The organism is Eubacterium sp. AF19-12LB (genome assembly GCF_003479125.1).
In the GTDB taxonomy this organism is placed as follows: Bacteria; Bacillota; Clostridia; order Lachnospirales; family Lachnospiraceae; genus Eubacterium_U; species Eubacterium_U album.
In genome coordinates this window covers 24943-49567 of the sequence record NZ_QUGP01000008.1, presented here as the reverse complement: position 1 = coordinate 49567, position 24625 = coordinate 24943, and the positions used below count along the sequence as shown (strand labels likewise).

The 24625-nt window shown below is 31.1% G+C and carries 16 protein-coding genes and 2 tRNA genes; 16 read left to right on the top strand and 2 right to left on the bottom strand.

Annotation, left to right across the window (positions count from 1 at the left end; translation table 11 throughout):
* Positions 1-288 precede the first annotated feature (288 nt).
* Entirely contained in the window at positions 289-1131 is an 843-nt protein-coding gene (locus tag DWX29_RS09050; protein ID WP_117910265.1) for a class B sortase, read from the bottom strand.
* 181 nt (positions 1132-1312) lie between these two features.
* Between DWX29_RS09050 and DWX29_RS09045 the strand changes: the two genes are divergently transcribed.
* From DWX29_RS09045 to DWX29_RS09010, 8 genes are all read left to right on the top strand, one after another.
* Positions 1313-1394 (top strand) — tRNA-Tyr (locus DWX29_RS09045).
* Positions 1395-1413: 19 nt separating this feature from the next.
* Positions 1414-1497, top strand: a tRNA-Leu gene (locus DWX29_RS09040).
* Positions 1498-1932: 435 nt separating this feature from the next.
* Entirely contained in the window at positions 1933-3687 is a 1755-nt protein-coding gene (locus DWX29_RS09035) for a histidine kinase (RefSeq protein WP_158574529.1), read from the top strand.
* A gap of 92 nt (positions 3688-3779) precedes the next feature.
* Entirely contained in the window at positions 3780-5330 is a 1551-nt protein-coding gene (locus DWX29_RS09030; RefSeq protein WP_118565694.1) for a response regulator, read from the top strand.
* A gap of 119 nt (positions 5331-5449) precedes the next feature.
* Positions 5450-6763: an extracellular solute-binding protein gene (locus DWX29_RS09025; RefSeq protein WP_243053254.1), complete on the top strand. Its 1314-nt coding sequence runs from the start codon at positions 5450-5452 to the stop codon at positions 6761-6763.
* A gap of 20 nt (positions 6764-6783) precedes the next feature.
* The gene (locus tag DWX29_RS09020; protein WP_022088454.1) at positions 6784-7668 is read left to right on the top strand and encodes a sugar ABC transporter permease; all 885 of its coding nucleotides are present in this window, start codon (positions 6784-6786) and stop codon (positions 7666-7668) included.
* A 9-nt stretch (positions 7669-7677) separates the two neighbouring features.
* Positions 7678-8508, top strand: coding sequence for a carbohydrate ABC transporter permease (locus DWX29_RS09015; RefSeq protein ID WP_118565693.1), 831 nt, complete (start codon positions 7678-7680; stop codon positions 8506-8508).
* Between the two features lie 518 nt (positions 8509-9026).
* Complete coding sequence (locus DWX29_RS09010) at positions 9027-9470, top strand: Rrf2 family transcriptional regulator (RefSeq protein WP_117910260.1); 444 nt, start codon at positions 9027-9029, stop codon at positions 9468-9470.
* Between the two features lie 175 nt (positions 9471-9645).
* Here DWX29_RS09010 and DWX29_RS09005 read toward each other — a convergent pair whose 3' ends face one another.
* Positions 9646-9972, bottom strand: a complete 327-nt coding sequence (locus tag DWX29_RS09005; RefSeq protein ID WP_117910773.1) for a helix-turn-helix domain-containing protein — start codon at positions 9970-9972, stop codon at positions 9646-9648.
* A gap of 155 nt (positions 9973-10127) precedes the next feature.
* On the opposite strand from DWX29_RS09005, the gene DWX29_RS09000 reads away from it, so the two are divergent.
* The 8 genes from DWX29_RS09000 to DWX29_RS08965 all read left to right on the top strand — a co-directional run bounded on the left by DWX29_RS09000 (position 10128) and on the right by DWX29_RS08965 (position 24306).
* Complete coding sequence (locus DWX29_RS09000; protein ID WP_022088450.1) at positions 10128-10331, top strand: transcriptional regulator; 204 nt, start codon at positions 10128-10130, stop codon at positions 10329-10331.
* Positions 10332-10401: 70 nt separating this feature from the next.
* Positions 10402-12117: a phosphoadenosine phosphosulfate reductase family protein gene (locus DWX29_RS08995; RefSeq protein ID WP_199522704.1), complete on the top strand. Its 1716-nt coding sequence runs from the start codon at positions 10402-10404 to the stop codon at positions 12115-12117.
* 4 nt (positions 12118-12121) lie between these two features.
* Positions 12122-12982: a DUF4007 family protein gene (locus DWX29_RS08990; RefSeq protein WP_118565692.1), complete on the top strand. Its 861-nt coding sequence runs from the start codon at positions 12122-12124 to the stop codon at positions 12980-12982.
* Between the two features lie 24 nt (positions 12983-13006).
* Complete coding sequence (locus DWX29_RS08985; RefSeq protein ID WP_118565691.1) at positions 13007-16606, top strand: hypothetical protein; 3600 nt, start codon at positions 13007-13009, stop codon at positions 16604-16606.
* Positions 16603-17757: an aminotransferase class V-fold PLP-dependent enzyme gene (locus tag DWX29_RS08980; RefSeq protein WP_118565690.1), complete on the top strand. Its 1155-nt coding sequence runs from the start codon at positions 16603-16605 to the stop codon at positions 17755-17757. Before DWX29_RS08985 ends, DWX29_RS08980 begins: the two co-directional genes overlap by 4 nt.
* A gap of 38 nt (positions 17758-17795) precedes the next feature.
* Positions 17796-20048: a DUF262 domain-containing protein gene (locus tag DWX29_RS08975; protein ID WP_022088445.1), complete on the top strand. Its 2253-nt coding sequence runs from the start codon at positions 17796-17798 to the stop codon at positions 20046-20048.
* A 123-nt stretch (positions 20049-20171) separates the two neighbouring features.
* Positions 20172-21068: an Rpn family recombination-promoting nuclease/putative transposase gene (locus DWX29_RS08970; protein WP_022088444.1), complete on the top strand. Its 897-nt coding sequence runs from the start codon at positions 20172-20174 to the stop codon at positions 21066-21068.
* Positions 21069-21300: 232 nt separating this feature from the next.
* Complete coding sequence (locus tag DWX29_RS08965) at positions 21301-24306, top strand: discoidin domain-containing protein (protein ID WP_118565689.1); 3006 nt, start codon at positions 21301-21303, stop codon at positions 24304-24306.
* Positions 24307-24625 lie beyond the last annotated feature (319 nt).

Sequence of the window (24625 nt, the reverse complement as noted above, 5' to 3'; positions counted from 1 at the left end):
CGGTTAGCATAAAATTATATATACGTCAATTAAAATCTAAAATAAATAATAAAATATAAATTATAGAATATAAAAATGAACCTGTATATTTAAGATAGTGTTTGGCAGAATGTAATTTTGTCAAATATTGAAAATCTATAGGTTCATTTTTATTTGTTGTTCTTTGTTAAGAATAATCTTTGTCAATCATAGTGGGAGTCTGGGTTTATTTGTAAGATTTGATTTAGAGTTATAATGTCATTGATATTGCGCTTCAATGCATGCACAATTAGTTTTATATAACTATACCTAGTCTGTAACGTCATCTTTAATAAATAGTCCATTTACAATATATCGTGTATTACTTTTTCCTGAAGTACATGTGCTAAGTGTTAATATTTTACTGTCCTGAGTTAAAGCTACATCTTTTCTAACATTTGCATTAGAAACGCTTGGATTAAGAGTTGTCTTGAAATAGTCCATTCGCACCTGAATATCCGAAAAATCAAATGCTTTTAAAATATGAGTATCATCATAAACATAAGCTGAGTAAACTCTGTATGTTAATTTGTGACTAGGTGTATAAACATAAAAATATTCATGTTTATCAAAGAAGTCTTTTTTCTCGAAATAATGTAAGTGTGCAAACATTGTGCCGTTTAACATATTATGACCATAAAATACAGTTACGGGGTCAGTGAAATCAGTTGAGTTTATTTTTTCACTATATATACAACCTGAAAATTCATAATTTCCTTTTTCATTATGTGTAAGATAAAAGGAATCATCTTTAGAATCATCAGATTGCGCAACCGGCAATTCAATTTTTGTACCGGGAATATATATGTATGCATAAATATCTTTGTTTGTTTTAGCAATCTTATCCCAATCATATGGATTTATGATTGAGTCATCTTCATTATCATTCATGCTGTCAGAGTTATTGTTGATAGCTGAATTATTGTTAGATTTATTTGACTGAGATGTTGCATTAGTTTTCTTGTATTCTGTTGGATTTTTGCCACTGGAAAAATACATAAATATATATGTTCCTGCCACAGAAAAAGCGAGCATCGCAACAATCAAAATAGCTATTAAAAGATTTCGCTTCTTCATGGATTTCTTATTTCTCGAAGATGAAAATTTCACCATTGTTAAATTCCTCTCTTAATGTATAAATAGCCAATTTCATAATATAGACAAGTATATGACTTGGAAAAAAGGATGTCAATTATGCGGTATCTGATGGTGCCTAATTTAGCTTGATTTAGTAGAAAAAATGGTTGCGTAAATAAAAAAATTATGGTATAAATATTTATTGTTGGAAACAAATGGGCAGATTCCCGAGTGGCCAAAGGGGACAGACTGTAAATCTGCTGGCAACGCCTTCGAAGGTTCGAATCCTTCTCTGCCCATTATTTATTCAACGGGTTCGCCGGCGTGGCGGAACTGGCAGACGCGCAGGACTTAAAATCCTGTGGTAGCAATATCGTACCGGTTCGATTCCGGTCGCCGGCATATATATGTGCGAAGCAATGAGTCCACATACACAAAAAAAGAACAGGTTCTTTAGAAAGCTAGTTTTCAGAAAGAACCTGTTCTTTTTTTGTGATGCGGCGAATGCCGCATCAGCGAGATGGAAATTATATTGTCTGCAATCCTTTATAGAAAAAGAGGTTGCAGGCATTTTTGTTTTACAATAAAAAATAGTAAATATTTACATTTTGGCCCTAATCATTTACTATAAAAGGAGGGTATTTGTTATATTGGACATGGAAATGTTCATGAACTTTATATAAGTTAATTTGCAGTTATAGGTTTATAAAGTATGTTTATGTATATGAGTGAAACAGCATAAATAATATAAAAAATTATAAGTACTAAAAAATGACAGATGAAGTTCATAAACAATTTTTAAAGAAAATTGTAATATAATGTATGGTGGAGAGAAAAGTGTATAAATTATTAAAAAAATGGAAAAACGCAAAGATAAGAACGCAGATTATTCTGACTTATATTGCGGTTCTTTTATTGTCATTTATAATGACGTTTACATTAATTTCAGCTGTAAACGGAAGATATACGAAAATTGAAGTTGGTAAGGCAGGAGTGCAGACAGTTAATGCACTTCAGGGTAATTTAGCGCTTATTTTTGATAATGTAACTCAATTTTCAACACAGATATATTTTGACGATATCGTACAGGATTCTTTAAGACAAATAAATTCAGAGAATATTAATTTAAATTATCAAAAAAACATAACAAAGAGTTTGTTTAATATGATATTATCCGGAGAATACATTTCCGGAGTATATATATTTGATAAATATAATAATTGTTATAATTCTTATAAGAGACCACCAAAAAAAATAAATAAGCAAATTCAGGATACAAATTGGTATAAGGAAATGCAGGAAGCAAATGGAAATGGATTTTTCTATAACGGAAGCGATGGAACAATAGAATATTATTCACCTAATGATTATCTGTGCTATGTAAGACAGATTGTAGATAAGAAAGATTATAAACCTTTGGCTACACTTCTAATAACATTTGATGATTCAGTATTGCAGGACTATTTTAATCAGGTTAGTAATGATTACAAGAATCAGTTCTACATAGTTGATTCGAAAGGAAATTATATTATTGAGCCTCAAGACAAAAAGCGTGATTTTAAAAAGTATACAAAAATTGCAAAAAATATGTCTAAGGAGTACATGGAAGTAAATAATAAAGACGGAAAAAGTGTTGTTGTAAGTCAGGATATAGGAATACAGGATTGGAAACTTATCGGAGTATTTTCATTGGATAACATTACATCTTTAGCTCCATATTATTCGACAGTGATAGTGATAATTATGTGTTTAAATGTTGCATTTGTATTTATATGCTCAATGTTACTTACATATCTCATATTTAAACCACTTGCAAAAGTAGAAAAACATATGAAAATAGTTGAAAACGGTGAATTTGTGACAATGCCTGTTGAAGATAATGCTAATGAAATCACAAGCCTTAAAAAAGTATTTAACCATATGATTTTGTCTGTTAAATCTTTAATGAGAAAAATAAAGGATGAAGAAAGAATTATTGCAAAAGGCAAGTTAGACATAATACAGGCGCAGATAAATCCGCACTTTTTATATAACACTTTAGATGCGGTTTCAGCATTAGCATTAATGGAGGAAAATGAAAAATGTTTCCAGATGACGCAGGCGTTAGGAAATTTTTATCGAAACAGTCTAAACAGTGGACTTGATTATATAAAAGTTGAGGATGAAATAAGTAGTATCGAAAGTTACATTACAATATTAAACATGAGATACGACAATCAGATAAAAGTTAATTATGAAATAGAAGAATCGGTAAAAAAAGAGAAAGTTCTTAAACTTTTACTTCAACCTTTAGTGGAAAATGCAGTACATCACGGACTAAATGGAGAAGAAGGAACTGTAAATATAAAAGTATTTGAACAGGATGATGAAATAATATTTATTGTATCTGACGATGGGGTTGGGATGAGTGAAGAAAGAATACAGGAAATAATGGAAGGTAAATCTGTTACTGGAAAATCGGGATTTGGACTTTATAGCTTAATACAGAGAATAAAGTTAATGGATGAAATAGAGAATCCAATGATAATTCAGAGTGAAATAGGTGTTGGAACAGAAATAATTGTTACTGTAGGTAAGATAAAATCAGAGTAAGATTTGCAATAGTGTAAATGTACAATCAGACAAAATAGTATAAATGTAAAGTGGAAATACATTAAATTAAGCAAAAAATCGGAGAAATAATTATGTTAAATGTATTGTTGGTGGATGATGAAAAATTAGAGAGGGTTTTAATTCGCAAAGGATATAAATGGGAAGAAAATGGTTTTAAGATTGTAGGGGAAGCAGCGTCCGGAAAAGAGGCATTGGAATATATAAATTATCATGAGGTGGATATTGTGGTGACTGATATTAATATGCCGGGAATGGATGGCCTACAATTTACTGAAGCACTATTGAAAGCACATCCTAAATGCAGGGTTGTAATTGTAACAGGATTCAGGGAATTTGAATATGCAAGAAAAGCTATCAATTTAGGTGTTGACGAATTTCTTTTAAAGCCAATTAACATAAAAGAAATAAGTGAAGTGATGGCTAAATTAAAAGAGGAGATTAACCAGAGAAACAAAGAGGCTACAGAGGTGGCTAAATTAAAAGAAAGCATGGAGAATAATTATGACATACTAAAAGAAAGTTTTCTTTTAAGGCTTGTTGAAAATAGAATAGATGAAGAAGAAGCAGTGAAAAAAATGGATACATATAACTGCAAAGAACTTCTTGATGGTTGTGTATGCATAGATGTAAAAATTAAAGATAATCAGGAAGAGGAAAATTATAAAAAAGTTTATGAATTAGTTCAAAATCAAAATAACGACAATATGATTTCGTTTGTTCATTTTATGCATAATATAATAATTTATTTTGTAAATAAGGATTTAGATGAATGCATTAATTATGCAGAAGCATTGCATAAAAAATTAAATAAGATTGGAATAACTGCAACCATCGGAATAAGTGGTAAAAATATAGGATTTTGTGGCATTGCATCGGCATATGGTCAGGCAGATAAGGCGCTTGGAGTTTCAGTTTTGCTTGGAAGAAACAGAGTGGTTACATATTCTGAATACCAGGAGGTTATGAAGCAAAATAATTCTAAAATAGAACTTGACTGGGATAAATTTGCGGAAGCTATAAATAATTGCAGGGAAGAAGAAATGCTGAAATACATTAAAGATTATATTGAAGTAATTAAAAAAGGAAAGATAGCTGATGAAGAATATTTAAAACTTATGACAATGACAATTATTTTACGTGCAGGTTCGACTCTTAATAAGTATGGAATAAATTTGTATCAATTAATAAATGAAGAGGACGTTTTTAAGGATGTAAGAGCGATTAGAAGTGTAACAGATGCCTTAGAATGCGCCAAGGAATATATCAAAATTGTTTATGATTATCATAATCAAAAAAAATCTAAACGTAATAAAAATGTTATAGAAGATGCTTTAGAATATGTTAATAGAAATTTATACAATTCAGAACTTTCATTAAAGAAAGCGGCGACGGATTTATATATAAATGAAAGTTATCTAAGTAGGGAATTTAAGAAGGCATACGGAGTCAGTTTTATAGAATATGTATCTGAAAAGAGAATAGAGGCAAGTAAAAAAATTCTTAAGCAGACTGATTTAAAAGTGTATGAAGTTGCGGAAAAAGTTGGGTTTAAAGATTCACATTATTTCTGCATTTGCTTTAAAAAGCAGACAGGAAAGACAGTAAAAGAATACAGATGTTAATAAAAAAGGTTAAAAATTTATAGTAAAATTTTTAACCTTTTTTAGTCAAAATATTAAATTGAGATAGAGAATCTGATTAAGTATACTTTGAATATCAAATAAATTGAGGAGGATTTATAATGAGAAAAAATTTATTTAAGAAAGTGTTGGCGCTTACTTTAGCTTCAACAATGGCATTCTCAATGGCAGGATGTGGTAGCAAAGGTGGTAGCAGCGATGCTAAAAATGACGACGGTACAATTACATTAAATGTATGGCATCAGTGGTCAAATGATACTAATGAACTTAAGGGCAAATATGAAGAGGCAGTTAAAGCTTACGAAAAAGAAAATACAGGTGTTAAGATTAAGACAGAAACTTTGGATACAGAAGCTTACAAGACAAAGATTAACGCTGAATTTGCCGGAGACGCAAAAGGAATCGACGTATTCTATTGGTGGGGTGCAGGTACAGCAAAGAAGTTAGTTGATGCAGGAAAAGTTATGGCATTAGATGACTATGTAACTGATGATGTTAAGTCAAAGATTTTAGAAGGTTCAACATCAGCATTTGAATTTGATGGAAAATTATATTCAGTACCAATGTTTTCATGGTATATGACATTATTCTGTAACAAGACAATGTTTGACAAGGCAGGAGCTACATTACCAACTACATACGATGAATTAGTAGATGCAGTTAAGAAATTAAAGAAATTAGATGGTGTTATACCAATGGCAGCAGGTGCTAAAGACGGATGGAATGCAGCATTCGTATATCAGGCATTAGCTTTAAGAGAAGTAGGTGCAACAGGCGTTAACGAAATGTTATCAGGAAAGAAAGAATTCGGAGATGAAGGATTCAAGAAAGCAGCACAGAAAGTAAGTGATTTATATGAAATGGGAGCATTTGGGGACAATCCTTTAGAACAGGGAAATGATGACGCAAATGCAGCATTTGAAAATGGAAAAGCAGCTATGAGACTTATGGGAAGCTGGTTTGCAAACAATGTATACACAGACGATGCAGCAACAATTAAACCTGAAGAAGTAGTAGCATTAAAGATTCCAACAATCGCAGATGGAAAAGGTGAAGCAACAGATTACTGTGGTGGATTCGTTGAATCATTCTGGGTTAACAATAACACTAAATACAAAGAAGAAGCAGCTAAGTTCTGTATTTACATTAATGAAAAAATGGGCGTAGCTTCATATGAAACAGGATCAGGATTCAGTGGATGGACAACTCCTGCAGATGAAAGCAACTTAAACCCATTATTTATCCAGATTAAAGATTTATTAGCAGAAGGAAAACAGGGTGTACTTGCTTGGGATACATCATTAGAATCAGAACCGGCAGCAGTACATAATGAACAGGTTCAGACATTATTTGCAGATGGCGCAGACATTGATGCATTTATAGATGAACATAAGGCAGCTATTAACGGTAAATAATAAGTGAGGCAGGTAGTGTTATGGAAAAAATGCTTGGAAATAAGAAATACATATTAATATTTATATTACCGGCGCTACTATTGTTTTTAGGATTTACCTTGATTCCATTAGTTACGTCAGGAATTTACAGTTTTTTTGAATACAATGGAATTGGAACAAAAACCTTTATTGGTATAAAAAACTACATACAATTGTTTACTGAAGACAGATATTTCCCACTTGCAGTAAAGAACTCTTTGATTCTTGTAGTGGCATCAGTATTTATTCAGTTACCTATATCATTAATTTTAGCTTTGGTATTATCAAGAGGAGTAAAAGGTGACGGATTTTTTAGAACGGTTTATTTTATTCCGGTTGTAATATCAAGTATGGTTATAGGACAGTTGTGGCTTAAAATGTTTAATAATGACTACGGTGTAATTAACACCGTAGTCAGATACTTCAATCCTAAATATGAGCATTCCTGGCTTACAAAAGATGCTTTTATGACAGTTTTGATTCCATCTATATGGCAGTACATAGGATATCACATGATTATTTTTTATGCAGGTATAAAGTCTATTTCGACAGACTATTATGAAGCAGCTCAGATAGATGGAGCGTCAACGTTGCAGGTTCATATGAAAATTACATTACCTTTACTTGTTCCGGTAATAAAAACATGTGTAATATTTGCAATAACCGGATCATTAAGAGCCTTTGACCTTGTTTATGTTATGACAGGTGGAGGTCCAAACCACATAAGTGAAGTTCCCGCTACGCTAATGTACAATAATTTATTTAGAAAAGGTTTGTATGGATATGGAAGTGCACAGGCGTTCTTTATAGTAATAGAGTGTCTCATATTTACATTTATAGTTAACAGAATATTTAAAAAAGCAGAGCAGAATGTTTCGGCAGTATAGGAGGACACAATGAAAAAGAAAAAAATTATGGGAGCAATAAAATTTGCTATCTTATTATTAATTGCTTTAACTCAGTTGTTTCCACTATATTGGCTTATAACATTTTCGTTAAAAAGCAACACGGAAATATTTGGTGAAAATGTAATTGGACTTCCTCATGTATGGAGATGGGATAATTATGTGACAGCATTGAGTTCATCAAATTTAATCAGATATTTCCTTAATTCAGTATTTTATTCGGTGGTTACGGTAGTAGCAGCAGGAATAATTTCATCAATGGCAGCATATGCCATTTCAAGAATGATATGGAAATTAAGAAACCTTGTATATGGGTTATTTATGATTGGAATTATGATACCAGCGCAGGCAGCATTGTTACCATTGTTTCAGATTTTAGATAGACTGGGACTTAAAGGTGGATATTTAGGATTGTTAATTCCTTACATTGCCGGAGCGCTTCCTATGAGTATAATGATTCTGGTAGGTTTCTATAAAGGAATTCCAAGAGAAATGGAAGAAGCGGCTTATATTGATGGATGCGGAATTTTTAAATGTTTTATACAAATCATATTCCCAATTGTTAAATCAGCCATTGCAACAGCTTCAATATTTACATTCTTAGGAACATGGAATGAATTGATGTTAGCAAATACATTTGTTGACAGTGATGAGTTCAGAACACTTCCTGTAGGTATTATGTCACTTGCCGGACAGTATTCGACAGAATGGGGATTAATTGGAGCAGGTATGGTAATTGCAACATTGCCAACAATTATTATCTACTTCTTCTTAAGTAAGCAGGTACAGGAAAGTTTGGTAGTAGGTGCAGTAAAAGGATAAATTAATTTATCCAAATAATTTTATGGATGCAGGTATTGTGAAAGTGTATTACACAAAACAATCCGTAAGACATCTTATTAACACAATGTTATATAATTAGTATTGATAAACATATCAACTAGAACTCTCAATAGTTTGTTTATCATACCAATTAATTATATAGGTTATCATTAATAATTGTTATGTCAATTATTACTAATAGTTTTCTTTTTTACGGTACTACCGCTTTACAAATGTAGATTTGTGAAGCGGTAGTTTCTTTATGGGTATAAAAAGAGTAGATTTGGAGTCTGTTAGAAGGTTGCTTAAAAGATAAAACACTAAATACTTCTTAATTCCTATTGAAAAAGTATGAATTATGTTCTATAATATATTTATATTATTGAAGACAAAAGATGCCTGAGAAGTATTTGACGTTATAATTGTTGCAATTTTAATTAACGATTACGCAAAATAAATTTATATTATAAATTTAGGCGTCTGTTAAATAATGAAAACTAATAGGAGATGTAAATATAATGAAAATTTCTACAAAGGGAAGATATGCATTGAGATTAATGCTTGATATTGCAGAACATTCGGAGGGAAATACACCGGTAAGTATAAAAGATATTGCAAAGAGACAGGAAATATCTGATAAATATTTGGAACAGATTATTTCAGTTTTAAATAAAGCCGGCTATGTAAGAAGTACAAGAGGACCTCAGGGTGGATATTTATTAAAGAAAAAACCGGAAGAATATACAGTAGGAATGATTTTAAGATTAACAGAAGGCTCATTAGCTCCTGTTGCATGTGTGGAAGATGATGCAGAACCATGTGAAAGAATGACAGGATGCGCAACTGTTAGAGTATGGCAGAAGATAAATGATGCAGTAAAAGATGTAGTTGATAATATTACATTGGCAGATTTAGTTCAGTGGCAGTTAGAAGAAAATCAAACAAATGACTATTGTATTTAATCTAAATTAAATAAATACAACATAAAATAAGTGGAGCAGATGAAAAGCGTCTGCTCTTTATATATGTGATTCATAATAATTCGGTTAAAAAACCGGAGCGTTTGTACCGATTCCATTAGTTAATTTAACAATTGGAGGCAGGTATAAATGCTCCGACTTTTTTATTATAATAAAATTACACGTCTAATAATTTATTAACAGCATCCTGAATTTCAGGATGGTTTCTGTATTGTTTTATTAATTTTACTTCGTGACTTGTAAGATTAATAGGTTCTTCATCCGTGTATCCAAAAGTGCCTAAAATATTTTCAATATTATAAATTTCGCATAACATAAGCAAGGTATCAGCATTAGGTTGAGTTTGACCGCTTTCCCAGCCATATATGGTCTTTTCGGCAACGTTTAAAGATTTTTCTTTGAGTATACCTGATACATCACGCACACTCAATTTGTTTAACTTTCTATAATTTTTTAATACTTCAGAAATCTTTGCATTCTTCATCTTATTTACCTCTCTTTTCAATAATATAGTAAGAAAAAATTTACGTCAACAAATTCTCTTTTACAAAGAAAAAACTTCATTGCAATTCTCTCAAACAAAGAATATAATGTAGATATTAGTAAAATTTTCTTGGGAAACGAGAATGGTGGTATCGAATGAATAATCAAAAGAAAAGTAATAGCAGGGTATCTGAAAATATAGTTGAGTATATAAAACGTAATAAAATTTCAGTTGCCCAGATAGAAAAAGATACAGGGATACATATGTCAGAATTCATAGATAATAATGCGGATTTTAGCGCAGGTGAATTTTTAGAACTATGTTCCTATCTGCATTTGGACCCGAAAGATATGAGATAACATTTGCAGATAAGAAAATAAGAGCAAATCTGCATTTAACTAACCCAAGGGATATGAGATAGGTGATAAAGTGCTTAAATACGTATGTAGAAATGACAATATAAAGACAAAAAGCAGCACATGTCCGGTGTGTGGAGAAAGAACTGAATTAGAAAAATCAGACATTTACTGGTGTGATAATTGCAAGGTTCCGCTATTTCAAAGTGAGTGCGAATGTTGTAGTGGAAAAGGGACAAGAATAACAACAGATATAAGACCGGTATTCCCGGAAGAAAGACTGCTTTTAGAGATTTTATTAGATAAAATCCCTGGGACATATGAGAAGGATTCAGTATGGAACTGTTCCGGGAATAAATATTTAATTAATGGTAAACGAATTAAATTTTCAGTTAAAGAATTAAAAAATAAAGATGTTGATGATATTAGAAGTAAATATGAAGAAGCATCAAAAAATATAAGTTATGAATATTTTGAACAATATGCAGATAAATTTGTTCAGGCGAACAGAAGCAGATACGAATTCATTGTAAGAGAAGCAGTGGATTACATTAAAAATTCTACAAAAGATTACACGGCAAAAGATATGTTTGTATCTTTCTCAGGGGGAAAAGATTCCACAGTTACATCAGATATAGTTATGAGGGCGTTAAGTGAGCCAAAGATATTACACATATTTGGAGATACTACATTAGAATTTCCGGAAACAATGAGATATGTTGATAGGTTTAAAAAAGAACATCCCCAAACTCCGGTTTTATCTTCGAGAAACAAGGATAAGGATTTTGAAGAACTATGTAAATTAGTGGGACCACCAAGCAGAGTAATGAGATGGTGCTGCACAATATTTAAAACCGGTGCGATACAAAGAAAGATAAAGACTTTATTTAGAAATAAAAACAAAATAATAACATTTTATGGAATAAGACGAAGTGAGTCTGCCAGTAGAAGTAAATACGAAAGAGAAACAGAAGGCTCTAAAATTACAAAGCAAATAACAATATCCCCAATTATAGACTGGATGGATTTTGATGTCTGGTTGTATATGCTTACAACAAAAATAGATTTTAATTATGCGTACAGATTGGGATATGCAAGAGTAGGATGCTGGTGCTGCCCAAATAACAGTGGGTGGTCAGAATTTTTGTCAAAAATTCATATGCCACAACAGTCGGAAAGGTTTAGGCAGATGCTAATTGATTTTGCAAAACAGATTGGAAAACCGGACCCTGAAGTATATGTAGATGATGGCAAATGGAAAGCACGTCAGGGTGGAAATGGCGTAGATTATGCAAAAAAGACAGCAGTTTCTTTTGAACCATGTGCATTGGAAGAAAATGCATTTAATTATGAACTGCAAAGACCGATTTCAGAACAATTGTATGAATTGTTTAAACCATTTGGATATCTAAATTTTGAATTTGGAAATAAACGACTTGGAGAAGTTTATGTTACGAGAAAAGATGGAAGACTAGTGCTTAAACTTCAGGGAAGAATTGGAAGTACAACGTTAAAAGTAACGATAATCGATTACAAAATAGATGGTGCTGCAAGTGTTAAGGCAGCGGAAGACAAAGTTAAATGTCAGATTACTAAATATCAAATGTGTATGGGATGCAGGGCGTGTGAGAGTATATGCAAGCATAATGCAATTGTTATTAAAGAAGATAAGGAAGGTAATCTTGATTATAAGATTTTGGATGATAAATGCGTAAGATGTGCAGAATGCGTTAATCATTACACGGCAGGATGTTATATGCGAAAAGTATTAGCAACGAAAAAAGGATAAAAATATGGCAATAAAACTTAAGGGACATGAAACATTTACAATACGTGAAGGTTGGCTTGATAAAGGGTTAAAAGCGGTAAGTGACAATGGAAAAGTTTTTTCTGAGAACTATGGAGCAGATGCTTTAGGAGTTGGAAGCAATATGGCGAAAGCTATCAGATACTGGCTTAAAGCGGGGAAATTTATCGAGGAATCGCCTAAAAACGGAGCAAAGTTAACTGATATTGCAAAGATAATAAAAGATAATGACGAATATTTAGAGGATAGTTTTGCATTGTGGATTTACCATATAAATCTTGTATTTAATAAGGATATGGCAACAACATGGTATTTATTTTTTAATGAGACGAATATGGATGAATTCACTAAAGAGGAAATTGAGTATATTATTCTTGGAAAAATGCAAATATTAGCTGAAGGAAAGAAAATATCAGAGCGTTCATTAAGAGATGATATTTCGGTTCTTTTAAATATGTATGTGAAAGAAAGAATAGAAGATTATGATCCGGAAGAAAAGAAAATATCTCCATTTGCAAAATTAGGATTAATAAAGAAGGATAGGGATAGATATTTTAAAACACAGCCTGATAGAGAAGTATTGATAAACGAAGTATTTTTATATGCATTGATGAAATATTTTGAAGAAAAATCCAAAGATTCTGTTGGAATAGATGAATTGTTAAATGCACCATTGTCCCCGGGCAGGGTTTTGAATTTGAAAAGAATTGCATTAAATGAGTATTTAGATAATCTTGCGGCTTTAAATTACATAACAGTAAATAGAACGGCAGGACTTGATATGGTTTATTTGAAGAAAAATATTCCATTAAATGAAATAGTAGAAAAATATTACGAGAAAAATTAAAGATAAACTGTGAAGGAGCATAATATGAGCCAATTAAAGGATTTTATTGAAATAGACAAGAAATTTCAGAATTCAATAAACTTACAACTGGATATAGACAATAGAAAAAAACTCAACAGTTATATACCTACACGTTCATCAATAAATATATTAAATGGATTTCTTGAGAACGTTATTAATAATAAAGAAAAGGCAAATATCCTTATTGGACCATATGGAAAAGGCAAATCACATTTATTGTTGGTTTTATTGGCTGTTCTTAAAGAATCAGAAGATAAAACAACAGAAAAACTTTTAAATAAAATAGAAAAAATATCAGATGTGACAGCCAATAACGCAAGACTTATTCATAAAGAATATAAGCCATTTTTGCCAGTTATTATTTCAGGAACGGACAGGGATTTAAATCATGGGTTTGTACTTGGCTTAATGGAGGCTTTAAAGAAAAATGATTTGATGGACATTGCTCCTGATAGTGATTACAGCAAAGCTGTTGAAGTGATTGAAAATTGGAAAAATAAATATAAAAAAGTCTATAAGGAATTTGAGAATATTTTAACAGGTTATGAAACTAACGTTAAGGAATTAGAAAAAAGCCTTAAGTCAATGAATCGTAATGGGTTAGAAATTTTTAAGAAAGTATACCCTGAATTGACGGCAGGAAGTGAATTCAGACCGATGGTTCAGGACAATGCAATGACACTGTATAGAGAAATAAGCATTGCACTTAAAGAGCATGGATATGGTGGCATTTATATTATTTTTGATGAATTCAGCAAATATATAGAAGGGCATGAAAGGGAAACATTTGCCTATGATATGAAGATACTTCAGGATATGTGTGAATTGGCAAATAATTCAAAAGAACAACAGATACATATTACATTTGTTGCCCATAAAAGTATAAAAGAGTATGGAAATGCATTGCCTCAGGATATGATTAATGCATTTAAAGGTGTAGAAGGCAGATTAAAGGAAATAAGATTTATTGTATCAGCTCAGAATAATTATGAACTTTTGCAACATGTAATTAAGAAAAAAGGAACAGAATATAAGGCATGGCTAAAAGAGGAAAATAATAGTGAAATTATTAAAGAATCTTATAAAATACCATGTTTTCAAAGTATGTTTAAATTTAGCGATTATCAGCAGATAGTTGTAAAAGGTGCATTCCCAATGTTGCCTTTAACAGCGTATGCGTTACTTAATATAAGTGAAAAAGTAGCACAAAACGAGCGAAGCATTTTTACTTTTTTGGCAAATGACGAAAAGGGAAGCCTTGTCAATTTAATTGAAAACGGAGCAGATGAATTGCTTTCAGTAGATGTAATTTATGATTATTTTAAAAATTTATTTAAGGAAAGTATTTCACTTACAAATATTCACAATGAGTGGCTAAAGGCAGATTATGCTTTGACTAAGGCAGAATCTTTAGGTGAGGAAAAAGTAATTAAGGCTATAGCCATACTTCATATGATTAATAAAAATGAAGAGGTACCGGTAAAAAAAGAAGAAATTCGTCTGGCTACAGGACTTAGTAAAGAGGATTTTACAGGATATTTGCAGAAATTAGAAAACAAGGAAATTGTAAAATACCGTAATAAACTTGGAATATATACTTTCAAAAATAATATTGGAATTAATTTGGATAAGTATATGAACCAGATGATTGAAAAGCAGTCATTAAGCTTAAATTGGGCAGAAGAGTTTGCAAATATTTCTGAATTAGAATATGTACTTCCTAAAAAATATAACAGGGAATACACTATGACACGTTTCTTTAAATATGTGTATATGACACAGGAACAATTTCTTAGTGTAAAGAATTCAAACTATTTGTTTGATACATATAAAGCTGACGGATTAATTGTATGCATTGTAATGTTAAAAGAAAATGATGCAAATGAAGTAAAGTCGCATACAGATAAGCTTAAGGATGAAAGAATAGTAGTAATTTATCCTAAAAAAGCATTTGGACAGCAGCAAAGCATCAGAAAATTAAAAGCCGTAAAGGCATTGCTTAAAGATAAGAATTTTATAGATGAAAATAAAGTTTTACAACAGGAACTCGAATTATATAGAGATGATTTAATTTTTGAAATTAATGGAGAACTTGAAAGTCTTTATATGCCTGAAAATGGAAATGATATTTGCTTTTACAGTGGACGTGATAGTGAAAAATTAAAATTTGAATCAGAAAAAAATTTTAACAGATTTTTAAGCGATATATGTTCTTCGTATTACGAAAATGCTCCTAAAATTAATAACGAGCTGATAAACAGACAGAATGTTTCAGCGCAGATTAAAAAAGCAAGAAATCAGATAATTGATGCTATTCTTGGAGAAGAAGATTTATCGGGATTTGAAAAAGGGACAAGTTCAGAATCAACTATTTTCAGGGCAACATTAGTTCATACAGGGATAATGGACAATAATGAATATGAGGCAGGATGCGAGAAAATTTTAAAAGAGATAAGAGATTTTATAGGTAAATGTGCCGGTAAAAAAACATCTTTTGATGAGTTGTATTCAAAAATAATGGGAGAAAAATTTGGTGTAAGAAAGGGAGTAATACCTATTTTTCTTGCAAATGAAATTGTAGGTTTACAGGATACACCAATTATTTATCTTCGAGATAAAGAAGTTGATATATCAAGCGAAATACTAAATAACATAAATGAAAAGCCGGAAGAATATTTCCTATTCATTGAAAAAGAAAATATGGAAAAGGAAAAGTATCTCAATATTTTAGAAGAAAACTTTATTACTGAGGAAATAAAGAAAAAGAAACAGTCTAAGATGCAGAGATTAAGCAATATTGTTGAAAGTATGCACAGATGGTACAGGTCTATAGACCAGTATACTCTTACATTTACAAAACAAATTTTCAATAAAAAAGAAAAGGGATATATAGAAGAGGAAACATTTGAAAAAATAAAGAAATTCAGAAAGATTTTTAAAGGGATAGAGTTAAATCCAAGAGAAGTCTTATTTGAGAAAATACCGGAAGCAATTTATGGAAATATTGATGATAATGCATATGAAAAATGCACACAGGAAGTTTTGAAAATAAAGAAATGCATGAGTGAAAATCTGTATTTTACAAAAATAAAAACTGCAACAGATATAAAGAAGGTTTTTGGCGAAAAAGCAAATGACAGTCTTGGTGAATGTCTAAAAACATGGTATGTAGAGCAAAGTGAAAAAGCAAAGTCACATATTTTTTCAGAAAATATAACAGGTTTTATGACTTATATCGGACAGCTAAAAACTAATGACGAATTAGAAATCGTATCTAGAGTGTGCAAGATAATTTCCGGAATTTATATAAATGACTGGAAGAATGATTCTTTTGAACAATTTATGGATGAATTGGCGAGAGTAAAGGCGAGCGTTGAGGCAGTAAAGGAAAATAATGAATCAGGCTCAGGCGAAAACAGAATTTATATTGAAAATGGTGGAAATAAGATAGAAAGATTTTATGAGACTGATGATGACGACAGCACAAGTTACTTTTTACAAAATGCTATTGAAGAAGCATTAGAAGAATTTGGGGATACGTTGGAACTTAATCAAAAAGTTTCGGTACTTGCAAAGGCATTGGAGGATTTATTAAGCAAATGAAATTAATTTATTTGGATAATGGGGCAACAACATTTCCTAAACCTGAAAAAGTATATCAGGCAATGGATGATGTAAATAGAAATCTGGCTGTAAATGCCGGACGAGGCTCGTATGATTTGGCTAAGAAAGCTACAGGTTTAATAGATGAAACAAGGACAAAAATGCTAAGTCTTGTTAATGGAGAACAGGTAGCTGATGTTATATTTGCACCTTCAGCAACAATTGCACTTAACATGATTATAGGTGGTCTTGACTGGAGTGAAAATGACATATGTTTTGTTTCTCCATTTGAGCATAATGCAGTAATGAGACCGCTCAAAAAAGCCCAGGATGAAAATAAATTTGAAATTAAGCAATTACCTGTTATTAGAGAAAATATGACAATTGATTTGGAAAAAATGGAATATTTATTTTCTGTTAGTAATCCGACAAAGTTGTTTATAACACATATAAGTAATGTTACAGGATATATTTTACCGGTAAAACAGATTGTGAAAATTGCAAAAAAATACAATTGTAAAGTGATTATAGATGCTTCACAATCGCTAGGATTAATTGATATAGATTTGATTAATATGCAGGCGGATTTTGTTGTGTTTGCGGGTCATAAAAATATGTACGGACCATTTGGAATAGGTGGATTTTATATGAGAAAAGGAGAAAAAATTAATCCTTTTATTGCAGGAGGAACAGGTAGTGATTCACTCAATTTGAATATGCCGTCATCAATTCCGGGAATGTTTGAACCATCGAGTCCAAATATAGTTGCAGTTGCAGGACTAAATGCTGCAGCAGATGTTATTAAAGAAGAAAGTGTAGATTATTTTAAACACGAGAAGGGACTCACGGATTATCTTATTTCTGAATTAAATAAAAATAGAAATGTAGTTATGTATTTGCCACCTAAAGATGCACATGTAGGAATTGTGGCATTTAATATAAAAGGTTATAAAGCGTCAGATGTAGGAATGATTCTTGATGAAGATTACAGCATTGCCGTTAGAACAGGGTATCATTGTGCACCACTTGTACATGAATATTTGGCAGACACAGATTATGTAGGTGTGGTTAGGGCAAGCCTTGGAAGATATACCACTAAAGATGATGTGGACAGGCTGATTATGGCAGTGGAAGAAATTGACGAAGGTTAGTAAGTAGTAAAAACAAATGAAAGTGTGAGGAAAAAACTATGGATTTAAAAGGAGCCGAAATACGTAATGTAAAAAATTTATGTAGTGAAATGGGAAGTAAGGAAAATGTTCCTATGAGAGTTAATATCCCTTATTATCAAAGACCTTATAAATGGGGAGAAGATAATATAAAAAATTTAATTAATGATTTTAAGAAAAATGAAGAAAATGGAAAAGATGGGAAAAAAGGGAAAAAGGAATACTTTGTTGGATCAGCAGTTATGGTAGTTTCAGCAGAAAAAAATCATGATGTCATAGATGGGCAACAAAGAATAACAACTATGTTTTTATTTACATATTTGGAATTTTTGTTACAGAGAGCTTATGTAGAAGAATTGCTTAGTAAAAAAAGAATTGCTAAATTAGATACAGCTCTGCAAAAGTTGGAAGAAATATGTAATATACTTTTTGGCAGTAAAATAGAAGAAAGCTTGAAAAAAGTTCATACAGAGATAATAGAAAAAGTTTCAGAAGAAGAGCAAGGGGACAATCTTTTTGATATTTTACTTGAAAATTATCAGAAAGCAGTTTTCTTACCTGAAAAAAACTTAACAGACGAAATGGAATATGCTGATAAGTATTATATTGAACAAAAAAAATTATTGAAGAAATGTGATTTGTCGTTAAAATATAATAGAGAATCATACAATGAAAAGTTGAAGGAAGCATTAAGTAGCTTTGTGATATTTTTAACAGATGTTCATAATCCTAAATGTAGAGTAGCTAAACAAAAAGAGGATGAATTGGTAAAACAGTATATAGATGCTATGAAATATGAGTTTAATGGATTGTGTAATATAATTTCCATAAAAGGCAAAAGTCCAATTGAATACACAAATGAATTAATTTCTGAAATCGACAGTATGTTAGAACATATTAAATTTTGTGTAATAATTACAGGGAATGAAAATGATGCATATACGTTATTTGAGGTTTTAAATGATAGAGCTTTAGATATAGAGGATTTAGATTTAATTAAAAACTTGTTTTATAAATGGTATTGTCACCATACAAAGGAAGATGATGATACAGTTGATGAGTGTATAGAAGAAGTGGATGAAATTTGGGTTGAAAAAGTATTTACTCCAATTACAGGAAAAGACAGAGCTAAGATGATATCTTATTTTGCAGCAGTATTTTTTACAGCTGATGATGCATTGAAATACAATGATAGCGAAAGATATAGAGAGGTTCTGGAAAATAAATATCTTAATAACAAAAACGAATATAATTCAGTAGATATCAAAAATGATATAGGTGTATATCAGATGATTGCAATTTTATTGGAAAATGTTGAATTAGCTTATCAACACAAAAATATGAAGTGTGTGGAAGCAGAAATAAGTGTAGAAAAATCAATAACATACAAAACTTTTCACTTATTAAATGCTTTAAAGCAATATGGTGTTTTATCAGCACTCATAAATGTTATTGTAAAACAGTATATTGATAATCATACTGGAACAGATGGAGCTATAAATATAGATGAATTTGGTAAGTATGTAGATGAAATAATAAAAGATTATAAAAATAATAATGAAAAATTTATTAAAATACATGAAATAGCTTTTGAATTATGGAGATTTGCATTACTTTGTCCATCCGCAGATATGCCTCGACAGGAAGCTAAAAAAATAATATCTTTAAATAATGTGAATAGACAAGAATTTTCATATACAATTTCTTTAGAAATAATGAATTCAATGAAAGAAGAATTTCTGAAATGGATTAATGCATGGAAATATGGGAAAGGTGATAGTGATTTAAAGGCAAAGGTTTTATTTATTAATTTATTTAACACAGAAAAAAGAGATAATTATTTAGAATTACTAGCAACAGGCAGGAGTTTTAGAACCCCAGATATTCAATTAGACCATATGGAGGCAGATAATATAAATCATAGTGCAGAGGAAAAATATTTTAAACCTAAAAATATAGGTGAGCAACGAAACGTATATACTGATACAATAGGCAATTTTATGATTCTTGATAGTAAAGATAATAATAATAAGGATAATAGACCATTAGAAATGGCGTTAGAATTTTACGACAATATGAGTCCACATCATTGGATGATTGAAGAAGTAAGAGAATTATTGCAGGATGATAGATATTCTAAAAGCGAGGGAGGTAGTGTGAAATATAGAGTTCCGGTTGAAGAATTTTTTACTGAGAGAAGAAACAGATTATTAAAATATTTCACAGCAATATTATCACGTAAATTAAATGATGAAAAAATGCCATTTGCATAGGGAAAATTCAACAAAATATCACATAATATAGATGTTGCACAATTTGAATAATAATGTTACACTTTGAATATAGAATATTCCAATAAAAATTAAAAGTTCGGCCGGAATATGGAAGGAGTATTTTTGCAAAAGTGGGAACAATTAGGTCTTTCTGATAATTTTATTTTTCAGAAAGCAATGATGAATGAAAGATTATGCACGAAGATTCTAACTGAAATAATTGGTGTTGAGGTTTCGAAGGTTGAGTATAAAGATTACGAAAAAACCATATCTATAAGAAGTGATGCTAAAGGCATAAGATTAGATGCATATATCAAAGGTGAAGACGCTGTGTATAGCGTGGAAATGCAGAATCTAAATATAGATAATCTGAAAAAAAGAAGCAGATATTATCATGATTTGATAGATTTGGATTTACTTGAGAAAGGTTGTAGATATAAGAATTTAAACAACACATATGTAATATTTATATGTGATTTTGATTTGTTTGGAGAAGAACAATATAAGTATACATTTACAAGTAAATGTGAAGAAGTTGAAGGATTATATCTAAATGAGGGAAGAACAACCATTTTTATGAATACAAAAGGAAAAATGGGAAACATTAGTGAGGACTGTAAAATTTTTCTTAGGGCAGTTAGAAGCCAGTTTACTGATGACTCGTTTTCTGTTATATTAAAATCAGAAGTGGAACGAATAAAATCAAGTACAGAATGGAGGACGGAGTATATGCGTTTGAGTGAATGGCTTGAGGATGAGAAAGAGTTAGCACGTGAAGAGGGTATGAAAGAAGGAATGAGGGCAGGAATAGAAGAAGGCAGACGTGTTGGCAGACAAGCTGGTATGGAAGAATTTTTAATATCATTGGTATGCAAAAAATTAAGCAAAGGTGAAAGTTGTGAGCAGATAGCACAGCAACTTGAAGAGAGCGTTGATGCGGTTGCTAAAATAAAAAAATTAGCAGAAGAGACGGTGCCTAAATATGATATAGGTAAAATACTGGAAAAAATATCAGAATAATGGAACTTGATTAAAAATAGGCTGTTCACTTAGTGACGGCCTATTTTTTGAAATTAATAAAAGTATAAAGTTATTTTGATATAAAAAGACAAAGTACTATATGAAAATAGTAAAAATAATGAAAAAAAAGTAAAAAATATGAAATGAACAAAATTGAATGCAATTCTTTATAATGTTAAAATAGATTTAATTTTAAAATTTAGAAAAGGCAAAAGGAAAAGCAGGAGGTTTCATGAAAAAAAATAATGAGTTGGTAAAAAAGGGGCTGGCAATTATTCTTGCATTAGTTTTAACAGTAAGTTTAGTGCCTGATAGTGTAATACCGGTTAATGCAGCTACAGGCAAAGTTAAACTTAATAAAAAAACAGTTACAGTATCAGTAGGAAAAAAGAAAACTATTATTTTAAAGAAAGTAAAGCACAGAGTAGTATGGAAAATTGTATATGGCAAGAAGAATGTTTCAATTAAAAAGAAGGGAAAATATAAACAAAAAATTGTAATTAAAGGAAGAAAAGTCGGAAATGCTAAGATTAAAGCAATATATGGTAATAAAAAATTTACATTAAAGGTAAAATTAAAAGCGAATGAGGAGACTGTAAATAAATCAGGAGAAGGTAGTTCTGTTTTCACAACAAAATCTGTAGAATCATCAACAGTGGAAGTAACATCAAAGGACAAAGAAAACCAAACAGAAAAGGAAAACATTCCGGTTACATCAAAGGAAAATAGAGAAGAAATTACGACTAAAGAGGAAGATTATCCTATAGTAACAGAAGAATCAGAATCAATAATAGAAAGCACTATTGTACCAGTTACGACGGAAATTAAAGAGACAACAACGCAGGAAGAAACAACTACAAAGATTAAAGAAACAACAAAGGCACCAGAGACAACAACGCAGGAAGAAACAACTACAAAGATCAAAGAAACAACAAAGGCACCGGAAACAAGACCGGAAGAGACAACTACGAAAATAGAAGAAACAACAAAACTACAAGAAGTAACTACAGAATTTCATGAGGAAGCTGAAACAGAAGAACATCCAAAGAATATAAATGTAGATTCATATATTAGTCAGGTTGATGCTGCAAGCTCAACAAAAGTTTCTACAAGTGCAAATGAAGGAGTGGAAAAACTATTTGACGGAAATATAAATACAAAAATGTGTACATTAAATGGATTCCCATTGCGTATTGCATGGCAGATGGAAAAACCAATAGTACTTAAAAAATATACACTTACAACAGCAAATGATAGTGCAGCTTATTCATACAGAAATCCAAAAGTATGGCATTTATATGGCTCAAATAATGGAACTTCATGGACACAAATTGATACTGTGACAGATAGTGGAATTGAAGCTAAAAATTTAGAAACATATACATATGAAACAGATGTACAAAAAAGTTTTCAGTACTTTTTAATTCAGTTTGAAGGTAATGGAACTAATTACTATGGATTTCAGTTAGCAGAGATTTCATTGCATGGAGATATAGCAGATGTAACTGATGAAATGGGTGATGATTTAATGACTTATTTCGAAAGCGTTTATAATGAACAGACAACTGCAAAAGGAAATGGAAATGAAATTCCGGCGAACATATTTGACAGCGATATAACAACAAAGTTATTTGAATTTTCTGGTAATTTTAGTATTGCATGGAAAATGAAGCAGGAAACTATATTATATAGTTATAGTCTTACAACAGCAAATGACAATGCAACATACAAAGGAAGAAATCCAAAGTCATGGATTTTATACGGCTCGAAAGATGGTTATAACTGGGAAAAAATTGATGTTGTAAATGAAAGTGGTATGGAAGATGAAAATTATAAGACATACAATTATGCAGTAGATAAGACAGGTTCATATAAATATTACAAGATGGATGTCAAGGCGTCTTATGGTAATTCTATTCAACTTTCGGAAATAGCACTTAGAGGTGCAACTGTAAGCCCAAGTAAATATGATATTTTATTTACAGGTGATTGGAATGATGTGACGGTTGACGGATATTTGGAAGAACTTACAAAATTGTTTTATAACAGTTACCCAAGATTATATCAGAGATGGGGAAACGGAACAGAACCGACAACGATAACATTTAAGGCAGACAAAAATTATAGTGGAGTGGCATATTGTCAGGGAACAACTGTATGTGTATCAACAAAATATGCTAACAGTCATCCAACAGACATTGGATTCTTTTCCCATGAAATTACGCATTCAGTTCAGCAATACAGTGGCAAATTGAATTACGGAGATGATGTTGCATGGTGGACGGAAAACATGGCAAATTACGGAGGATTTAGATATTTCCATTGGTCAAATCCAAAGTATGTACAAGTGTATGAAGCAACAGATGAGACTCTTCAGGATTGGGGATACGAACAATACGGAAATAACAAATGGTTCTTTGCATATATGGATTCAAGATACCCAACGAGAAAAAATGCGGATGGAACATTGAAATATGGATTAATTGATAGTATTAATAAACTTATCAAAGATAACAACACAGGAAAAACATACACAGATGACCCATATGATACAACAACACCATTTAACAATGTTGTAAAACAGATTACAGGATATGACTGCATAGAATCCTTGAGAAAGAAATATGTAGAGGAATTAAAGGCTGGAACGTGGACATTTAAGGGATTTGCTAATTATGAAGATAACTGGGTAACAGAAAACATAGATGGAATTGCAAATCCTGAATATCCAATGGTAGGAGAAAAAATACATGGAAACAAAACAGCAGCACAGTTAAATAATACAGTTTCGGATGGAACAAATCTTTGTCTTAATGGAAAAGTTTATGAATGTTCAGGTTATACAAATGACAATGAAAGTGCTGATAAGTTAATTGACGGTAAACTGGATACAAAGTGGTGCGCAACAAGCTCAAATGTAACAAGTGGAGAATACAGCTTAAATGGAGTAAAACATTGGGTAAAAATTGACCTTGGAAAAGAGCAGGAATTTAATACATATACAATTTATAATACAAAAAGCAAAGAAGGATTTGGAAATGCCACAGAGTGGGAGGTACTTATATCCAACAATAATAATGATTGGACATCAGTAGATTATCAGGCATCCAATAACTCAGCAGTAGCTTCATTTAACATAGGAAATCAGAAGGCACGTTATGTAATGATTAAGGTGTTCACACCAGATGACGGAGTCGGAACACTAAGATTATACGATTTTCAGTTGTATAACAAATAAAAGGCATATATTTATTCACAAAATACTACAATTAAATTGTAAAAATAATAAATAAAAAATATATTGCAAATGGAAAATAAATATGTAAAACGTGAAGGTGAAGTAGGTGAATATGTGTATTATTACATTGCATAATGTGATGAATTAAAAAATAGAAGAGAAGATATCATTATGCATAAGAATATTAAAAACAGTGCATATTTTAATTAAAACTTACAAATAATAAGAAATATATTTAATGCCAGAGTCGCTAAGCCGTAAACTAGTTTTGAATAAGAACATTGTAGTTTCGGGCTTTTGACTCTGGCATTGTGCGTTA